At 42.1% G+C, this 18,491-nt stretch carries 20 protein-coding genes and 1 tRNA gene; 10 read left to right on the top strand and 11 right to left on the bottom strand.

Annotation, left to right across the window (positions count from 1 at the left end; all coding sequences use genetic code 11):
* Positions 1–25 precede the first annotated feature (25 nt).
* The 10 genes from HMPREF0023_RS02435 to HMPREF0023_RS02390 all read left to right on the top strand — a co-directional run bounded on the left by HMPREF0023_RS02435 (position 26) and on the right by HMPREF0023_RS02390 (position 7,330).
* Positions 26–115 (top strand) — tRNA-Ser (locus HMPREF0023_RS02435).
* Positions 116–326: 211 nt separating this feature from the next.
* Positions 327–1,616: a tyrosine-type recombinase/integrase gene (locus tag HMPREF0023_RS02430; RefSeq protein ID WP_008941108.1), complete on the top strand. Its 1,290-nt coding sequence runs from the start codon at positions 327–329 to the stop codon at positions 1,614–1,616.
* A gap of 32 nt (positions 1,617–1,648) precedes the next feature.
* Complete coding sequence (locus tag HMPREF0023_RS02425; RefSeq protein ID WP_017396595.1) at positions 1,649–2,698, top strand: hypothetical protein; 1,050 nt, start codon at positions 1,649–1,651, stop codon at positions 2,696–2,698.
* 114 nt (positions 2,699–2,812) lie between these two features.
* Positions 2,813–3,100 (top strand): helix-turn-helix transcriptional regulator, encoded by a 288-nt coding sequence (locus tag HMPREF0023_RS02420; protein WP_008941106.1) that lies wholly within the window; start codon positions 2,813–2,815, stop codon positions 3,098–3,100.
* A 2-nt stretch (positions 3,101–3,102) separates the two neighbouring features.
* The gene (locus HMPREF0023_RS02415) at positions 3,103–3,798 is read left to right on the top strand and encodes a phage antirepressor KilAC domain-containing protein (protein ID WP_008941105.1); all 696 of its coding nucleotides are present in this window, start codon (positions 3,103–3,105) and stop codon (positions 3,796–3,798) included.
* On the top strand, positions 3,795–4,112 hold the full coding sequence (locus HMPREF0023_RS02410; RefSeq protein WP_008941104.1) for a hypothetical protein: 318 nt from the start codon (positions 3,795–3,797) through the stop codon (positions 4,110–4,112). The genes HMPREF0023_RS02415 and HMPREF0023_RS02410 overlap by 4 nt, the downstream gene beginning before the upstream one ends.
* Complete coding sequence (locus HMPREF0023_RS02405) at positions 4,109–4,666, top strand: hypothetical protein (RefSeq protein WP_008941103.1); 558 nt, start codon at positions 4,109–4,111, stop codon at positions 4,664–4,666. Before HMPREF0023_RS02410 ends, HMPREF0023_RS02405 begins: the two co-directional genes overlap by 4 nt.
* A 155-nt stretch (positions 4,667–4,821) precedes the next feature.
* Positions 4,822–5,574 (top strand): helix-turn-helix domain-containing protein, encoded by a 753-nt coding sequence (locus HMPREF0023_RS02400; RefSeq protein ID WP_008941101.1) that lies wholly within the window; start codon positions 4,822–4,824, stop codon positions 5,572–5,574.
* Entirely contained in the window at positions 5,574–6,884 is a 1,311-nt protein-coding gene (locus tag HMPREF0023_RS02395) for a replicative DNA helicase (protein WP_008941100.1), read from the top strand. The genes HMPREF0023_RS02400 and HMPREF0023_RS02395 overlap by 1 nt, the downstream gene beginning before the upstream one ends.
* A 71-nt stretch (positions 6,885–6,955) precedes the next feature.
* Entirely contained in the window at positions 6,956–7,330 is a 375-nt protein-coding gene (locus HMPREF0023_RS02390) for a hypothetical protein (RefSeq protein WP_008941099.1), read from the top strand.
* Positions 7,331–7,479: 149 nt separating this feature from the next.
* Here the strand turns inward: HMPREF0023_RS02390 and HMPREF0023_RS02385 are convergent, their stop codons facing one another.
* The 11 genes from HMPREF0023_RS02385 to HMPREF0023_RS02335 all read right to left on the bottom strand — a co-directional run bounded on the left by HMPREF0023_RS02385 (position 7,480) and on the right by HMPREF0023_RS02335 (position 18,102).
* A complete protein-coding gene (locus HMPREF0023_RS02385; RefSeq protein ID WP_008941098.1) occupies positions 7,480–7,929 on the bottom strand; it encodes a helix-turn-helix domain-containing protein in 450 nt (149 codons plus the stop codon).
* 2 nt (positions 7,930–7,931) lie between these two features.
* Positions 7,932–8,264, bottom strand: a complete 333-nt coding sequence (locus tag HMPREF0023_RS02380; RefSeq protein ID WP_008941097.1) for a DUF4258 domain-containing protein — start codon at positions 8,262–8,264, stop codon at positions 7,932–7,934.
* A gap of 108 nt (positions 8,265–8,372) precedes the next feature.
* Positions 8,373–8,573, bottom strand: coding sequence for a hypothetical protein (locus tag HMPREF0023_RS02375; RefSeq protein ID WP_008941096.1), 201 nt, complete (start codon positions 8,571–8,573; stop codon positions 8,373–8,375).
* 129 nt (positions 8,574–8,702) lie between these two features.
* A complete protein-coding gene (locus tag HMPREF0023_RS02370; protein WP_008941095.1) occupies positions 8,703–9,134 on the bottom strand; it encodes an IrmA family protein in 432 nt (143 codons plus the stop codon).
* 27 nt (positions 9,135–9,161) lie between these two features.
* Positions 9,162–9,383 carry a hypothetical protein gene (locus tag HMPREF0023_RS02365; protein WP_008941094.1) on the bottom strand — a complete coding sequence of 74 codons (222 nt, stop codon included), beginning with the start codon at positions 9,381–9,383 and terminating at the stop codon, positions 9,162–9,164.
* 75 nt (positions 9,384–9,458) lie between these two features.
* A complete protein-coding gene (locus tag HMPREF0023_RS02360) occupies positions 9,459–9,923 on the bottom strand; it encodes a hypothetical protein (protein WP_017396596.1) in 465 nt (154 codons plus the stop codon).
* A 114-nt stretch (positions 9,924–10,037) separates the two neighbouring features.
* Positions 10,038–12,566: a hypothetical protein gene (locus HMPREF0023_RS02355; RefSeq protein WP_008941092.1), complete on the bottom strand. Its 2,529-nt coding sequence runs from the start codon at positions 12,564–12,566 to the stop codon at positions 10,038–10,040.
* Positions 12,563–15,193: a hypothetical protein gene (locus tag HMPREF0023_RS02350; RefSeq protein ID WP_008941091.1), complete on the bottom strand. Its 2,631-nt coding sequence runs from the start codon at positions 15,191–15,193 to the stop codon at positions 12,563–12,565. Before HMPREF0023_RS02350 ends, HMPREF0023_RS02355 begins: the two co-directional genes overlap by 4 nt.
* A gap of 7 nt (positions 15,194–15,200) precedes the next feature.
* Positions 15,201–17,183: a hypothetical protein gene (locus tag HMPREF0023_RS02345; protein ID WP_008941090.1), complete on the bottom strand. Its 1,983-nt coding sequence runs from the start codon at positions 17,181–17,183 to the stop codon at positions 15,201–15,203.
* A 119-nt stretch (positions 17,184–17,302) separates the two neighbouring features.
* On the bottom strand, positions 17,303–17,797 hold the full coding sequence (locus tag HMPREF0023_RS02340; RefSeq protein ID WP_008941089.1) for a hypothetical protein: 495 nt from the start codon (positions 17,795–17,797) through the stop codon (positions 17,303–17,305).
* Between the two features lie 2 nt (positions 17,798–17,799).
* Positions 17,800–18,102, bottom strand: coding sequence for a hypothetical protein (locus HMPREF0023_RS02335; RefSeq protein ID WP_017396597.1), 303 nt, complete (start codon positions 18,100–18,102; stop codon positions 17,800–17,802).
* Positions 18,103–18,491: the final 389 nt, after the last annotated feature.

Raw genomic sequence — 18,491 nt, 5'->3', positions numbered from 1 at the left:
TTTTTTGGTTACTATCGCACACCTTGGTGAGGTGTCCGAGTGGCTGAAGGAGCACGCCTGGAAAGTGTGTATACGTTTGCGCGTATCGAGGGTTCGAATCCCTCTCTCACCGCCAAATTCGACTTTTACGGTAGTTTACCGTAGTGCAAAAGGCTTGATCCTAAAGGGGTTAAGCCTTTTTTTATGCCCGATGCACTACGATGGATAACGGTAGTATACCGACAACTTTGTCGGTATATTTGTCGGTATAAATCCAAATCAGCTAATTTTTGACCGAAAACTCTCCAAAAGTGCTGATTTTATACCGACAACCAGGAGAAATAAGCATGGCAAAACAGTCTAATAAACTGACTGCTAAAGAGGTTAAAAACCTTAGCTTTGATGTGAGTGGTGCAAAGAAGCAAAGACACCCAGACGGTGGTGGACTGTATTTATTGATTGATGAAACAGAAGCGAAATACTGGCGAATGGATTACCGTCGGCCAGTAACACAGAAATATAACACCCTGGCAATCGGCACTTACCCCACGATCAGTCTTGAGCAAGCAAGATCCAAACGTGATGAATTTAAGAAGATGCTGGCAAATGGCATCGATCCAGCTGAGCAACGTAATAATAAGAAACGTGAGCAGCTCCAAACCTTAGAGAATACTTTCAGTAAATTCGCTGCAGAATGGTTAGATATCCGCAAACATGAGGGAAAGGTGGACCATGAAACTATTCGCAAACTGAATAGAGATATATTGCCGTTTATTGGAAAGTTACCAGTTGCAGAGCTGACCACTGAACAACTGGAACGTGATGTGACTGATGCACTCGTTGAACGTGGTGCACTTGAATCAGCAAGACGCATTAAGTCCATTATAAACATGGTACTGAAGCTTCCATTGAAGCGAAGAATCATTACCTACAACCCTGCTCCAGACATCATTCTTCCCCAGCCGACTAAAGGCAATCATAACGCTGTGACGGATGAGAAAGAACTGGCAGATCTACTACGTAAAACATGGCGTTTAACCAAAGACTTTCCACGTACGAGAATTAGAACTGAGTTAGCAATAAAGCTATCGGCATATATCTACCAGCGCCCTGGGGAAGTCAGAACCCTACTTTGGGAATCGGTAGACTTTGAAAATAGATGCCTGTCCTTTGCAGCAAGTAAAACCAATCAAGACCACATCGTACCGTTATCAATTCAAGCGTATGACATTCTCAAAGAACTTGAAGAATTGCGGACCACTTCAAAATACGTTTTTCCAAGTGTTAAAACTTCATCTGAATGCATGAGTACAGACACCCTTACCCAGGTATTAAAACGATTAGGTTTTAAAGGAAAACATACAGCTCATGGATTCCGGGCGACGGCGCGAACACTACTGGATGAAGAAATCGAATATAGAACCGATATTGTAGAGCACCAGCTTGCTCACAAGGTTAAAGACCCTAATGGCACAGCTTATAACCGAACCAAATTTTTACGCCGTCGACGCGAAATGATGCAGCTCTGGGCAGATTACCTCGACACACTTCGTCAAGGTGGGGATGTGTCTAAGTTCAAGCCAAACAACGATAGTGAAAATTTAATTCACTTTAAACCTAATACCAAGATGGCATAGCTCTGCTGCGTTTTCTAAAAGGATAAATGGTCATGAGTAATATTAAAGATATTAAAAATCCAGCTCCTTTCTATACATTGAAGGATGCAGCGAAAGAGTTAAACCGAGTCTTAGAAGTTGATTACTATGATGCAAAGAAGCTATTAAATATGGCCTTGGTATATGACCTGCAACTCTACATTTTTGTAAGAGGCTGGGAAGGTTATGCAGCCTACGGCGAAGAAATGTCAGAAGCCTGGGAAGAGTATGCAGATGTAGATAAACATGGGGGGTATACACAGCTGCATTTCGATATGGATGCCACATTAGAGGCCATTATTACGGCAAGACTTAATTTAGCTTTACGTGAAGGATGTCTGCTTGAGGCAAAACTAGAATTAATTAATGAATTAATTTTAAGAAAAAATATTATTGCTGATGGCAGCTCAGGTATCTTTTTCAACAATATTCTAGATATTCAGGATTCTTTTACAGGAAATCCCAAAAACCTTTTTTTAGAAGTCTTTAAACAACAGCCTTCTCATGAACTGATACACGAGCTCGGTAAATGTACGCTTTCTGCAGATGTTATAGCTTCTGTAGAAAACATTAATATTGCTTGGATTCAGCTTTTGAAGGAAAACAGGTTTTTTCACCATAATACTGTCACACCTCCCCCTGTAATCGATACTACAATTGAAAAAGAAGGAGAGCCTGCTGTTTTCCAAGCAATATCTAGAACAGATCTTCTAATAACCCATTATCAACTTTCTAGAATTATTGAAGGCTCTTTAACACTTAGAGGCAGAAAAGTTGAAACGATTGAAACTTTAATTGAAAAACAAATTCAAAAGCCCCGAGGGAAAAGCCGAGCCAAAGAACACGCACAATTAGCCGCTAAAGCAATTGCAATACACGAATGGAAAAATGATAGAGAGAAGCAGATAAAAATAGGTGAAATGTGTGAAATCGTATGGAGCACATTGATTGAAACTGAACATATGCAAGAGCTACCAAGTAAGCCAGAATCTTTGAAAGACTGGATTAAAAGAGTAGCTCCCGCATATGCTCAAGAGCCTGGCAGACCAAAAAGAAATATATAGCAAGTGAAACTTAATCTATATTAAGTGCCAGTTGCTTTCTATTAATAAATAAAAAACAACAACATACTACCTCTAACGCCGTTGCAGTACGGCACATAGTTAGAGGTTTTTTTCATGTCTACTCAACAACAAACTACGGCGCCAAAAGGCTTTTATCGCATGTCACAACTTGCAACTACGGCTGCACGTAAAGAACGCAAGTACATCGCTAAAGATGGAACAACCCGGATCATCAAAGCACGTCCTGAGCGCCAGGGTTTACTGCCAATGGGTGAAACAACTATATGGGACAAAGTGCGCGCTGGAGAGTTCCCTACCCCAATTAAATTAACTGAGCGTATCACTGCATGGCGCATTGAAGATATTGAAGCATGGATGGCTTCTAAAGGGTTGGAGGCTTAATTATGAATACTTCCATCACTTCCTTTTTGCCATCGCAACAGATGCTTAGTTCGGATATCGCAGCTATTACGAAAATACGCCTAGATTCTGTAAAAAGGACTATCGAACGTTTAGCTGAACGTCTCGTTATAGCTTTACCACCAACGGTGGAAAAGCCTACAAACGGTCGCACAAGTACTGAATATGTGTTTTCTGGCGAACAAGGAAAGCTTGATTCAATTACTGTGGTTGCCCAGCTCTGCCCGGAGTTTACCGCAGCAATTGTAAAACGGTGGTATGAGCTTGAGCAGCAGACTCCGGCATTCGATATCAGCAATCCTCAGCATCTCCTGCAGGCGATTGAAGTCCAAGCTAAACAGAATCTCCAGTTAAGTGCTGAAAACCAAGTACTGTCAAAAGCCATCGAAACTATTACTCATACTGAACACGGCGTTAAGTTTCAGCAAGCCTGCAAAATTTTGAATGTGAAGCAGCAAGAACTGGCTGAATGGCTTCGGAAACATAATTGGGATCGGTATCTAAACAATGCCAGGGCTTCAACTTATTACAGTGAAAACCGCGGGTATTGTGAAACTAAGTATTCACTCAAAGAAGGTGTAAAGCCTTCAGGTCAATCATACAGCTACACACAGACTGAGTTCTTCATATTGCCAAAAGGTATGCAGATCCTAGCTAAAAGGTTTGGGGAGCGGCCATGAGTTTTCAAAATATTTTCTGGTTGAGGCTTCTCAAATCAAAAATGATCGGCTATATTGATCTTGTTCGGTGCAAAATCACTGAATCAGCTTTGGTCGGCTGCAAAAGTAACATAGGCGCACAGTCCGCTCTTCGGGCTTTTTTTGTGCGTAAAATCTCTATGCATCCGCATGTTATGGCGGAGCTGGAGAGGGACATCTTCGGATGTGCAGGTTCCCTATGTTACCTGTCGACCAACCCTTTTCAGCTTCGTCTCCAAAATCATTTGGTCGTGATTGACGAAGCTCCAAACAACATAGGAGCGCATTCATCATGAACGCTAAAGTACAAATTCAATTTCCAGAACAATTAATTCCTTTTTACAGTGTCGCTGATATTATCAGTGCTTACTCAATTGCATCTGAAGCTGCCACACAGCTTCGAACTTTGGCTAACCAAATCAACAAAGCAACGGCTTTCGTTAAAACATTTGTACAAGAAAATGATAGAGCCGACTCCTCTGCTTTTGCTGAACTAGAAAATCTAATCATAATTTCCTACCAGCTTGCCGATAGCCAGGCAGACACTTACATACGTGAACTTAACAGACATACGCATAAGCCTGATGATCAGTACGGTGCTGGTGATCTGCACGATGCATATTCATTAGCTTATGAAAATACATCATGGCTTGAGACCATGTTTTATCAAGTTAAAGATGAAGTCGAAGTAGTCAAAGAAGCCATTAAGCAAAACACTCATGGCGCCGTCTTTGCAACTCTTGAACGCTTAATTCATATTGCTGCGTATTGGGCAGAGAGCCATAGCAATACATTCGACATTGAACGCGAAAAGTATGAAGCAGAATGGGAGGCTACTAAAAATGGATAAGCCTTCTATTTCATCAGAGAAAACTAAAGTACAGCCAGAGCCAGTTGTTAATCAGACAACAATGCCCTCATCAGCTGCATATGTGGAATCAGTACATATTACCGAAGAACGTCTCTGGAATGCTGTACTGAAGAACTATCAGCAAGGAGGGCCTAGTGAGCATTGATGCAACACGCTGGGCTTGGACTGCTCCAGTTAATAACTCATCACAACGTCTCGTTCTGCTTTCATTGGCAGATCGGGCCGGTGAAGAGCATACGGCTTGGCCAAGCATAGAACGCTTAGCCAAAGATACCGTGCTGGATAAGAAGACAGTTCAGAAAGTTATTTTAGAGTTAATCAACCTTGGTCTGGTAAAAGATACCGGTGACCGTACAGGACCGACTAAGCGTGTTCGCGTTCTCAAACTCAACGGCGTTACGGGACGAGAAGAATATCTTCAAAAACGAGATGACTCTAATACACCCAAAAATGGGAACATTAAACAATCCCAAAAACGGAATGATTCCAAAAATGGGAATGATCCCGAAAACAGTGCTTTGAATAACCCCAAAAACGGGATTTTAAATGATCCCCAAAACGGGGTACAGAATCTACCAATGAATCTCTCTCAAGAGCATGACTGGATTCCTGATGTAGATCAGCTGTCAACAAAGATAAAAATGGCAGGGTATGGGAATAGTCTTGACCTGATCTTTGGTTTGCCTAGTTTTGAGTTCGAGCTTAGTGCATTTAACTCTCATTTTGACAGTCAGGCTCTATCTGAAGGTAAAAAGCTTCATAAGTTCACAGCTTGGATCGTAGATAAGTTTGAGCGCTACAAAAAGCAGAATCCTGAATACGGAAATATAACGCCGTACTCGACTTTAGACCCTCAAAACTTTCAAGCTGACATGGGGGATTGGTAATGATCGAAATTCATAACAACGCCATCGAGCAATGTGTACTTGCTGCACTGATGACAGTTCAGAACTCACTTGAAACTGTAATGAATGATCTGGATGAAAATTGCTTTTTTGCTACGCGCCATCAAGAGATCTACAAGGCCATTACCGACCTTGCTAACGAGAACAAGCCGTATGACGTGGTTTTCGTGGAGCAGAAGCTGAATGAGAAAAATTCACTGGTTGGCGTAACGCCTGCTGAATACCTGATGACACTGATGGCAGATGCACCATCGAGTTTCTATAACCTGGAATCTTATGTCGCTGAACTCAACAAGCTGAAAGCGCATCGTGAAGTTGAAAAGATGGGCCGAAGCATCCAGGAGGTGGCAAGAGATTTAACCGTACCTGATGTGCATAACGCTGCTGAAAATATCCTGAACAAGGCGACCACCAATGAAAAATTGGAGAAGTCCAGTTTCACATTTGCTGAAGCATTAAAACGCGCTGGTGATCAGTTAATCCAGAAAGCAGAGGCTAAGGCTAACAAGCAGTACACAGGGGTTAAGTTCAACCTACCTCATTTGGACAACGTAGTGGGCACCATTCAACGCGGACACTTTTGTGTCATCGGTGGTAGACCAGGATCTGGAAAGTCCACTCTGGCGCAAATGGTGGCGATTCAAACCGCTATGCAGTTCAAGGAAGCGGTATTGGTTGTATCTGCCGAGATGGATGTTGAGACATTCACGAATCGCTGTATCTCAGCTTTGACCCAGATTCCATATGACAACATCCACAATGCCGAGCTGTATGACGGGATGATTCAGGAATTTGCGTATGCGCAGGATCGTTTTAGCCGCCTTCCAATTCACATTGAAGATAAGCAAAAGCCGACCATTGCAGAGATTCACTCTTATGCACGCAAGGCTAAGCGTAACTACAAGAAATTGGGCTGCATCATCATTGATTACCTGCAACTGGTACGTGATCCAACCAAGAAAGACCGCTATCAGGAAGTGAGTTCAATCAGTCGCGATTTGAAGGCGATGGCAAAGGAATTCGATTGCCCTATCATCGCCCTGGCACAGCTCAACCGTGAGTCTGAAAAGGGTAAACGTCCAAAGGCATCCGACCTGAAAGAGTCTGGCCAGATTGAGCAAGACGCGGATCAAATTCTATTGGCCCATCCAATTCTGAACAATGATGATGAAATGCCGAGTGGTATTACAGAAATCATTATTGCTAAAAACCGCCATGGCAAGAAAGGCGTAGTTCGCGTGATGGATCGTTTAGATATCTGTCGCTTTGCATCGGCGCGAGTGGAAGAGTGAGAACAATACATGTGCCATAAATCAATCCACTTGGGCCGTTGTTCACTTAATCAAATCCAGGGGAATACAATATGATGTTTATCCAAGGTGACCGCGTAGATTCTACTGCATCAGGCAGGTCACAAACCGAAAGGTTCAAAAACTTAAGAACCAAAAAAAAAGTAAAGGAATTCATTGTTAAACGCCGTGGCTATAAACGTCCAGACTTCAACAGAATGATCCTGGACTTGGTCAAATGCGGCTGGACACACGAAAAGATTGCATTCGTCTTACCGGTATCTGGTGCTTCTACAGTATCTGAATGGGCACGTGGGGGTATTCCGAATTATGAGAACGGTGAAGCCTTAATTGAGCTATGGCGATCTGAAACGGGTATTAGCCGTGAACCTCGTGAAGGTGAATGGGGAACTTATCAATATAAAATTGGACAGTTAGAGTTACTTTGATTGTCAGCAATATTCTTATGAATGATTAGACTGCGAAAGATGATTCATGTTATGGCGATCGTACGACTGACCGTCGCCCAGGTGGTAAATAATTCTTTCTATCAAAGAAAAGGGCTGCATTAGGCAGCCCTTTTCTTACAAACTTTATATTATGCAATAGCCTGTTCAGACCATCCGCCTTGTTTCTGGTGGGAAAAGCTAGCTTTCTTTTCACCCATTTGCCGATCAAGATGCGCAATCTTGTCAAGCATGTTTCTAATATCACTACCTTTCTCAACACTACCCTTATACATAACTCGCAAAAGGCGGTCACTAGGTTTAGGGATTTTAGAGCGGTGAGTTTCCCAAGCTCGAACACTTGATTCAGAAACACCTAAAATTTCAGCTAATCCATTTTGGGACAGATTCATTTCTTTGCGTAAAAAACGAACCTCAGCACCTGATAGACGAGGCTTATGAGTTACTAAGTTAATTCCAATCACACGATGTAAGCCTTCTACATCTTCAAAAGAAACAACCTTTCCATAGGGTGTTTCTTTTGCGATGTAACCATTTACCAACCAAACATCGCGTAAACCGCTTTCGGTGTAATGGTACATAATTAACCTCTAATTACCGTGATCACAATACTGTGATCCTTGGTTATATCATCGTAGTCCAGTACTACGACTACACTAATGACATCACCTGCTGAAATAACAGATAATTTCATTTTCCAAGATCCATTAGTTTCTCTATAAGGACCTTCTTCAAACTGACCATGCTCCATACAGCAAAGTATTTGGGAAGGTGTAATTTTTCTCTGCTTCATGCGCTTACGAGCATGCTCAGTGTAAAACACCTTACTTGAATCTTTTGCTAACTCTCTAAGCTTTGACCTGGCAGCAGCTTCAGAGAGATCTGAAAACATTATTATATTGTCGGGTTGTTCCATATGCGCACCGTCAGTTTCTGACGGTATTATTGAATAATTAAAACGTTCATGCAATAGGTGAAAGTAAATTATTGTAATAAGACAAAGGCTGCAAATGCAGCCTTATTTTTATGATCGTTTCTTTCTACCTATAAAGGCTAAGATTGGCCAAAGAACAATTGCTAAAGCCAGAGCACCCATAAAATAAAAAGTTAAAATCTTATTTACTATATAATCCTGATCGCCACTTATTAAGAAAACCATGGCAATAGGTCCGGCAAATAACGAATAAATGTAAAAGGTTACCACCTTTTCCCAAAGCCTTTTCATCCCTCCATAATCCTCTTAAATCTATTAGGTAAATATTTATTTTGGTGAACAATGCTTTCAACTTCGTTTAGTAATTTATGCGTATAAGTCGATTATAAAACTGAAAAATAGTAAGCATATATAACAGTCTTAATTAACTTTAAATTTCATAGGCTGAAAGTCATCAATATGAACTTTCTTAGCCTTTAATAAATCTTCTCTTTTACCATCTGTGACTAAGACGGCGCGCTTGACCTGAACTGTCCAGCTACGATCCGCTCCACACATCGTTTCAGATTCAAGAAAAACATTTCCAAATGCTTTACCTTGAAGGTTTTGTATATCGCCGTAGGTTATTACATTCTCAGAAGTCCCCTGCACTCTACCGGCCTTATCCTTTGCCATCAGGTCTAAATACAACTTGTCATTGGTCCCAAGAAAATCATGGATCGTCACATCCACCACGGCGGAACAGATCCCTGAGTTCACATAGCTGGTCTTGGAATGCTGAAGTGTAATTGGGATGGCCAAAGAGACTGAGCTTATAAGACTCATTAGAGAGAACGCTATTATCTTCTTCATGATGCGAAATTCCTTTTTATACTAAAATTATGAATGCGGTGTTATCAAAGGCTGTATTTCAAGCGAGTCAAGCAATCCACTGTCTCTTTCCCAGGTATCAACCGCTTTTATCCCGTAACGGCTACTTGAACGTCCATGAGCCTTAATCACTGGCTCAGGGAAGTTCTTTTTATTACGCCAACTGATCAATGTTCCTTTAGTAATTCCATAACGTTTTAATAGCTCAGGTGTTGAGATATATAGGTTCATCAATTATTCCTCAAAGTGTAGTCATACCAATCAAGCTATTCAGCAATAACTGCAACTTTGAATTGTATTTCACATTCATTCTTCACATGTTCTTAGTGGGAATGTATAGCTGTAAAGCTCCATAAAATCGCTATTAATTACTTTAAAAGAAAAATGAGTGCCATTTACCCTATAAACTTGAGAAGTGCCAATAGCTGAGGAACAAGTGTAATTTCTAATTAATTGACTAAACTTTTCCAAGTCTATTTTTTCTGATAAATCCCTTTTAGTTTCAATATCTCTTAGCGCATAAGTCTGAGAAATTAAAGGTCTGCTTAACACCATGGTTAATAGCTCTGTATCAGCATCAACCTTTCTAGGTAACGTCGAAACTACTTCATTGGTGATTTGACGAGTAAGATCGTTAAAGCTATCAATATCAATAATTTCATATTTCTCATTGATTATCTTGGCATTGATTAACGAGCGATCAAATCCATTCTCTGCTAAAGCTACTGTTGAATACCCTAAAAGCAATATGGGTAAAACTCTACCAATCATATCCCCCCCTCTTAATTGTCTCATCACATCATTTGATGTTGAATTTTGGCTATTTATAAATATCAATACAACATAGTAATCTAAAAATTAAAAAAGGAGCCGAAGCTCCTAATTTTATTCTTCTGATAAATCCCACCAGTAACTATTACCTAAGTTCTCCAGTCGCTGCTGGGTTCTCGGCAAATAATCAGGATCAATCATATTCTGCATTTTTGAATACAGCATTCGATCTACGACCAGCTTACTGTACCAAAGATTCTGCAATGGAATATTGCTCTTCAGAGTATTGGCCACTTCCATCATCCGGGTAGATTCCTTGCCCTCAATGATATTGTTGCCCATGCCTGTTAGCAGCATACCCAGCTTCATGCTCTGGCCTAAGAGTGGGCCACTGATAAAGTCTGATGCACTTCGACCGGTTGGGTCTGAAAGTGCAGACATGATGTCCCCCAGGAAGGAAAGCCCACCACCTTTAAGAAGTGACTTACCAAAGAAATCAATCGTAAATACCGGCTCTGGATTCTTACCATTGGCCAAGTTCTGGGTCTGAACGATCAATGCACCTGCTAAAGTTTGATAAGCCAGTAGCGAAGCCAAGAACGTTACCCGGCTCTTAATATCGCCTTGAGCAAAGGCACGATGACCAATACGGAACATATAAGCCAATGGGAAGCCCTTGAACTGGAATAAGGTACGACCCAATTCCCCCTGGATGGTTCCGGCTTCACCTAAGTTAATGATGCTACGTTCACGTACACCTGCCTCAATGATAGCTACGGATTCCTCATTGAAGATATGAGTCTGGTATTTCATAGCAGCTTTGTACCGGAAGTCAGCCAGTGCATTAGCATTGTCCTGCTTATCCAATGGCAAAAACTGCTTAATCACATCATCAGGCGCATTAAAGAAATCATTCTGAGAGAGTACCGCCGTCCCATCTTCACGCTTACTTGGCTCCAGCTGCTGCCACAACTGCCAGTCACGTTCGGTAATACCATTCCCCTGCAGGATCTTAAGATCATCTGCACCGAGATCCTGCCAATCCGTTTTACGGGTCATTTCAGCAAGCTTATTCATATGCACCAGATTAAGTGCTCGTTTCGCTCCTGCAGTGACGGCGTTCAGTCCTGATAGTTTCATAGTCGTTGCTGCAAAAGCCTGCATACGCGCATTAAAACGGCCCGATTTTGTGGCACTACTGACAATATCTGCATCACCAAAGCGGGTCATAGATCCGGCCATTTCATTAATACCAAGGCCAAATCGTAACGCCTCGTCACGTGTGGCACCCTGTTTCAATTGCTTCATGTATTCAGGGAGAATCGATTTGGTATAGGACAGGCCCAGCATATTGGCAACTTTCTTCATGCTGGCATGGTCGCCAAACGTGGTTAATGTGGTACCGCCTAATTTAGACGCAACCATTAAGGCACGAAGGCCCCCCATGACGTTACCTAAGGTTGAGTCAATCGCCCGGGTATTGGCATCCAAGGTGTTATACATCGACATAGCGCGGTGTGCTTGCTTATCAATCTCACCATGTTTCATCCCATTCTGTGGATCTGCTTTCAGTTTGATCTTGGCTTCATCCAATAGCGACTCAAATGTATTGCGAGGATTGGATCCAAGGTTCTGCATCATGGCCACTTCTGTACTCATGCGGTGAGTATGGTTTTTCAGAATCTCATGAAACCCTGCTTCATCATAAGTTCCATATTTCTTCTGATACGCCAGCCATGCGTCACCATCCTTGAAATGCAAAGCACGTGATTCCTGATGACGATTTGCCATCTTTGAACGACCACCTACAGGTGATGCACCTGCTTTGGCCTGTTTATTCAGTATCAGTAAGTCTTTGTTGGCGCCGTTGGTTGAGATAGTTTTATAAATCTCCTCGAGCATGGATTTAAGCTCCAGCTCATCCATCAACTCACCAGTCTCTTTGACATACTGATTACGATCTACTCCAGCCAATGCATCGTTCACCCACTCTGATTGATCTGTTAGGGCTACTTTCTTCTGATCATGTGAGGTCATAAAGCCAAAGTTATCGAGCTTCTTAATATTCCCACCAGCCCGGTTGAAGGCTAAACGCATTTCCTCCAGGGCTGCACTTACTTCCTTGGCCATCGCCGTAATTTCTGGATTATCAGACTTGCCACCAAACATGACCCGGATAATGTCATCAGTCATGGCTTTGTTCACTGACATGCCAAAGCGCTCTTGTGTTTTGGTAAACACATCAGCAACTAATGACATCCAGCGACTGTGTAAGGCTTGGGATTGCTTCTCTATGGACTGGATACCACTCTGATCTGAAAAGTATGCAATCTTCCGCATTAAAGCCTGAACTGGGTTCAATTTAGGATGGTTATAGATTTCGTTCTGTAGCTGGGCCTTGATGATGGCATCCCGGGCAATGTTCTGATTGTTCTTGGCGATCTGGACGGCGAGATCCGTAGCAGTTTTCTGCGCAATCGCTTCAGCACGCTCAGCGGGACTTTTGAACATCCAATCAGGATCTGTTCTGGCCAGAGTATTTTGTGCCCGGATATACAGTGATGAAATACGATTACTATCAGCTGCACTTAATTTTCTTTTACCTAATGCTTTTGCAACTTGTTCTCTACATTCAGCTCTCATGCTGCTTCACTCCCAAATCTTAATGCGCAGCTTGCCAATGCTTTCACTGCCTGAATTTCATCTTTTGCGATTTCTTCTTGCTCTTTGACATAGTCCAATAGATCTCGGGATGACATCGTCACGATTTCCTCATTCCCATTTTCATCCAGGCGCGTGAAGGTCACTTCCATGTCAGGATCTGCTTCCAGAATTGAAACCGCTTCCCTACCGTCTGCTGTATCAGTAAATGCGCCGTATTCCCCTTTACTGGACTTGGTCAAGTCTGGTGCACCATCAACCTTAGTCTTGCCCGGTTTCCAAAACTCACGTTCTAATGCCTGGGTAGCTTTGTGCTGTACCGCAGTTAATTCAGGGCTATCTGCTTTGCCATTGGCAGGATGAGCAAACAGTTCATCTCCATTACGTGTGGCCTTTACCGGGCTAATGGTGCCATCCTGATTGATCTGACGCTGGAATGTCGTGTTAGAGGTCTTATTGTGTAGCTCTTGAATGATGCTCCCACCATCAACTGAGCGTTCTCGTTTAAGGTAATTTTGAGACCTGGTAGGAGTCCAATTATCTATACCTTCAGCGATAGAGTTTTGCGGAATATTCGGATCAGATGTTCTGGTACTGAGATCTGAAATATTTGACTCAGGCTCTGCAACAATAACTCTTTGTTGTTCTGGCTCAAGCTGGTAAAGGTCGGATTCCAGTGTATCCAAAGTACGATTTGCGCTATTACCAGGCCCAGATAAATCAACCTGAGGTTCAACATACGGCGTCCGGTAAGCACCGCCATCAGAATATTGATAATGCGCCGTAGCCTTGAGGTATTCCAGATCCTCTTTAGTCAATGGAGAGGATAGAGCATCAAACTCTTCCTGGAGTGATTTAACACTATGTTCATCTGCACTGAACACAAAAGGCATTGCCTCAATTTCAGCATCAGATTGGGATTTGTATGCAGGAGGTGCAGCTATATCAGACTCAAACTCTGGAAACTCTGATTCACTTCCACGGACTTCGGTAGACCGCACTGTGGTTTGTGCCCCCACATCACTATAAAGACTGGCTATTTCATTCCAGCGTTTCTCGTATTTGGCCTTTACCTGCCCTACAGTCATACCATTGAATTTATGGCTTGAAGTGATACCTTCTGCAATCTGTCTTGCAGTCTTTTTCTGATTGCCTTTACTCCAGCGTGTGGCCACATCTACAAAAAGCTCATTATCTTTCGCCTTTAAAAATACTGGTCCACCACCCTCACCGAAGAAATGCAGATAGTAAAGTTCTAAGCCATTAGGATCCCGATTAAAGTGGCCACGGAAAACTTTGGCATTATGCTCGTAGTAGTTCAAACCAGCCTTAATTTGATCATTACCATCAAACTTGTTCTTACCTCCCATACGGGCAAAGGTGCTATCCAAAGTCTGAAATAAGCCGGTGGCCGATGAAAGTAACTCCCCATCTCTACCCTTTGGCTGGATTGAAGTACTGAAGGTGCCGCCAGTTTCCAAATGGGAAATGATTAAGGCATCTACTGGATTGATACCCCGTTTAGAGGCTTCCTGGACAATCGTTTTTGTCCAAGGTTTTTTATCAAATACAGGGTTAGTCAAAAGCTCCGCCATTACTGGCACTTTATGTTCATCAGTATTGATAGTGCCGGGTCTCACAATGGCTTTAGGTGTACCTGTTATTGGTACCACTGGTGTACTGGTTACGATTGCTTTGGGTGTTCCGCTCACTGGTGCTTTTAAGCTGACCAGCTCATCATTTAGTGCACTCTCCATTGCACTATCCAATGCATCAAAGTGTGAATTGGCCTCTTTTGCATTAGTTGGGCTAAATGGATTCGTACCCTCTGCATGCTCGATGTTGGCCTGAATGTGAGCCGCATCATTCATAGTATCTACATTACTATGGTCTTTAATCTGCTCTGGCCGTAAACGCCCCTTGTTGGCCCATAGGTTGAGTAGTAAGGCCATCCCGCCATTTGCTGCCAATGTGGACGGACTGGTTGCATTTTCCTTTAATGCTTCGCCGTATTGAGCAACCTTCTTATTTTCATTGTTTTCAAGAAATGAACCTTCAAGATAATCACCAGCTACGCCAGCTCCAGTAGCCAGCGCAGTAGTGGCCACAGCATCGGCCACTACTGATTTAGCAACACCATGAGTAGGAATAGCAAAACCTAAAGCATCTGTAACCCCTTTAATCGCTCCACCAGTACGGGCTGTTTTTATATCGGCCCCTTTATTCAGTAAGTCTGATTTCTCTGCTTCAAAGGTCTGGTACCCGAATAATCCTGAATTCAATGCCAAGCCTGGCACACCGCCTGTTCCTAAAGTAGTGACGGCGTTCCATCCAATACGGGTAAAGTCTTTAGTCAGGCCATAGGTAAACTCGCCCACTCCACCCAAGTCATCAGGCTTAAAAATCTCAAGGTTCTGCGCTCTTAGAGCTGCTGCTTTCTTGTCACCACGTATCAAGGCATCTGGTGCGGTGGCTGCCTCAATGGTACCCATTGCCACACCAGAAACAGTACCTAACACGCCGTCGCTAAATCCACCACGCTCACTTTTAGGTTTAAAGCGAGGGTCATCCTGATTTAACGTTAATTCATCATCTGCTAAAAATTCCATCTCTACCTCATCTCACTTTAAAAGTTAAGCGTGTTTGACGCTTCTTATCGGTGGCATCCATTACGTACTTGGTGCCATTCTTGAAGTAATAGAGATAGGGGTTTTTCGGATCTTGTTCTAAAGGCAGATCCAAGAAGAAGTCTTTGTCAGATCCGCCATAGTTACGGGCATTACGAGAGTTAAAGCTCTCCAGCTGCTCACGGAATGCTTTCTCACCTACCGTATGCGGCCGTAGCACAACTGATTTGCTTCCGAAGAATCCGCCTGATGTGAATTTACCGCCTGTGACATTCTTAGCCGCTTTATTAAAAAGCTCTTCATCAATAGTTTTGTTTAGAAGATTACCTTTCGTATCTGTGACCTTCTCAGATTTCTGAACCAAATAAGCATAGTTAGCTTTGACTGCATCCAAATAGATTTGAAAGTCAGGTTTACCTGGTGAAGTGATACCGGCCAAATATGCCTCGGTATGTTTTGTTAAACCGCTCTCATCTACTTTGACCAAACTCTTTTCCAGTAGATCCTGACCGGTAATGATCTGCCCGGCAATATCTTGAAGGCCTCGGTTATTAAGTGAAGCCGATAAACGATAGGCACCGCTTTCGCCGGCAATGCTATTAATCATATCTCTGGATGCATTGGCATTACCTGCACTGGATTTATAAAGACTGGTTAGCAAGCTCAACTTGTCCCCTGGTCTAGCTTTTTCCCAGAACTGTTTTAATTCAGCTTGCTGTTGGGTAGAAAAAGGATTTAAAGACCCTACAGTCCCGTTCAATACATTGTTCGCATGAATAGATTTGATGTTCTTGGATAGAGCCGCAATGGCTTCAGGATTGCCACTAAGAATTGCATTTGTCGGTACTACTGTCAGCTCTTGACCAGTCTTAATAGAGTAGGCCAAAGTGGAGTTATTTTTCTCATAGCCGAGCATATTCTCATGCGTTTTAGAGAGCAGATTTAATTTCCAGCTCACATCTCTAGCATTATCTTGCGCCGTATTTTGAGCTTCTGAACGCTTTTTACTGAGGTATGCTTCACGCTCATCCGCTCCCAGTCTCATGAACTGCTGTACTTCAACCAAAGCGCCGCTGTACTGAACAAACTCAGACTCTTTTCCCGTACCCTTAACACGTGCCAAACGAGATTTGATGACGTCTTCACTTGGAATTAATCCAGTCTCGATGTCCGCCTTCATCTCATTAACAGCATCTTTGGCATCATCTTCTAACTGCTTTTGCTGTAAGGCAACTGCCCGGTTATTCTGGTCGATTTGACTTGATACCCGTCCACTCCAGTAGACGGCTTGTTCCTGAGTCAAGTTGGGATGTTTTTTTAAAACAGCTTCAGGAGTTGTTAGTTCAGTCAGCTTTTCATTGTCCGACTTATTTCCTAAATAAAATGCAGCTACATCATTACTGGAGCGATTATTTTTATATTCGTTAAAATTGTCTTTTACATGTGCTAAAGCTAAGTTTTTAGACTGTCCATATGTAGCTAAACCATTCCAAACCTCTTGCTCGGAAGCATTCGGATTCTTTAAATAGTTTTCCTTCATCTCCTTAAGCTGGACAATTGCCTGTTGCTGTTCTGACTTCTGCGCAATCGGCAGATACTTCGATGCACTCTGATAAGAATGCTGTTCGAAGTAATTATTAAAGTTTTGCTCAAACTGCTTAGGTACCACAGTTTTATACTGTTTCTTGATTGACTCAAGGCTATCCTGTCTTTGCTTTACTGCCTCTTCATATGGCAGCCCTTCACTCTGCATTTTGAGTATTAAGTCATTATCTACAACGCTGATATCAGCGCCAATCTTAGATGACTGTAATGCAAAATCAGCCTTCTCTGTTTTATCCTTTTCCTCTTTACGTGCCTCAAGCACACCATCAATAGCTTTACCAATATTGCCGAGTCCGGTTATTGGTGTATGTTGCTGCAATGTTGGCCGTGATACTGTTCGGCCTTGTGACCGTGGAATTAATGCCATTGTCTTTCTCGAAGTAATTTACTCAATACTTCAAAATTAAATGGTTATGTGTCCTCAAAAAATGGGTATATTTAGTCCAGAAAAAAGGAGCCTAAATAGCTCCTATCTCTCGATTAAAATCAGGCTGTACGCTTCGTTTGATGAAAGCAACGATTGATATTTTTCACTCCAGACTTACGACCAATAAAAAGCGATTCCAGCACACGTTTTATAAACTGGATCTTCTTCACGATCTGCCCTAACTCAAACTCGAATGTATTCCGATTAAGAAGGCGTTTAAATTCTTGATCAGGATCCAAATAGTGTGCCGTAATAATTAAAGTATTCGGACAGCTATTCAAGTTAATTAAAATTGTATAGAGATGATTATAGTAAAAAGCTCTATTGTTCTTGGCTGTTAAGTACGCAAGGCGATGGATTAGTTCTTCCAAGTGAGAAGCAACTTTTAGTAAATGATCTTTATACTTAACATTGAACAACTGTGCTGGTTCCTTGCCATTGATCTCCCTTCGAAACTCATCAATCAAGTATTCAATCCCATTACATAGCTGGATTGATCTTTCCATATCATCACAGTCTAAAGGCTTAAAAGCCGGAACTGTTGGTCGTTGCATGCTTATATGCTCCAGTTATTAACCCTTGGGATATCTTGGTTTGTTTTATCAGTGAGCGCTTTCCAAAGCTCAATAAATGCTTCTCCTGCTTCATAGTTAGGAGTACCGTTACGCATCCATTCAGCCACACTACTAGGACCGGAGATTGGTAATAGATACGCAATCTTTTCGTTAGTCATTTCATGATGTTTTTTTAGCTCATCAATCATCTTTTTATAATTAGGTGCGCCGTACTTAACTTCTGCTTTGAGAAAAAGAAGATTTTTGGGCACTTCAAAATTACTAAGCTCAATATAAATTCCCATAGCCCCTCCAATAATTTTCAAGTTATTAAGAGGTGATTTAAGTCATCAAAAAATGGGTATATTTAGACAAAACGCGCGCGCGCGAGGGAGAGTGCAAAACCCTATATTTTTAGCTACCTTTCCTCCATGTCATTGCATTCAAACAAGTGACTTATCTTGGACAACTACGGCGACCATGGCCTAATCAAATAGCTCTAAACTACAGGTACTCATATAACGCTCTAGTTTGCTCTACAAGCTCACTAACAATATTGATGTACCTTTGCATGTTTTTCTTATAAAAGTTACTCAGTGGTGAAATGGGTGTGAAATTCCCCTATAGATTTACCCACCTTTAGATATTCCTCATTAAAAAGATAGGAATTGTCAAAATAGCAGTTTCGAAATAC

Source organism: Acinetobacter sp. ATCC 27244 (assembly GCF_000156555.1).
Classification (GTDB): Bacteria; Pseudomonadota; Gammaproteobacteria; order Pseudomonadales; family Moraxellaceae; genus Acinetobacter; species Acinetobacter haemolyticus.
This window is presented reverse-complemented; position numbering and strand designations above follow the sequence as displayed.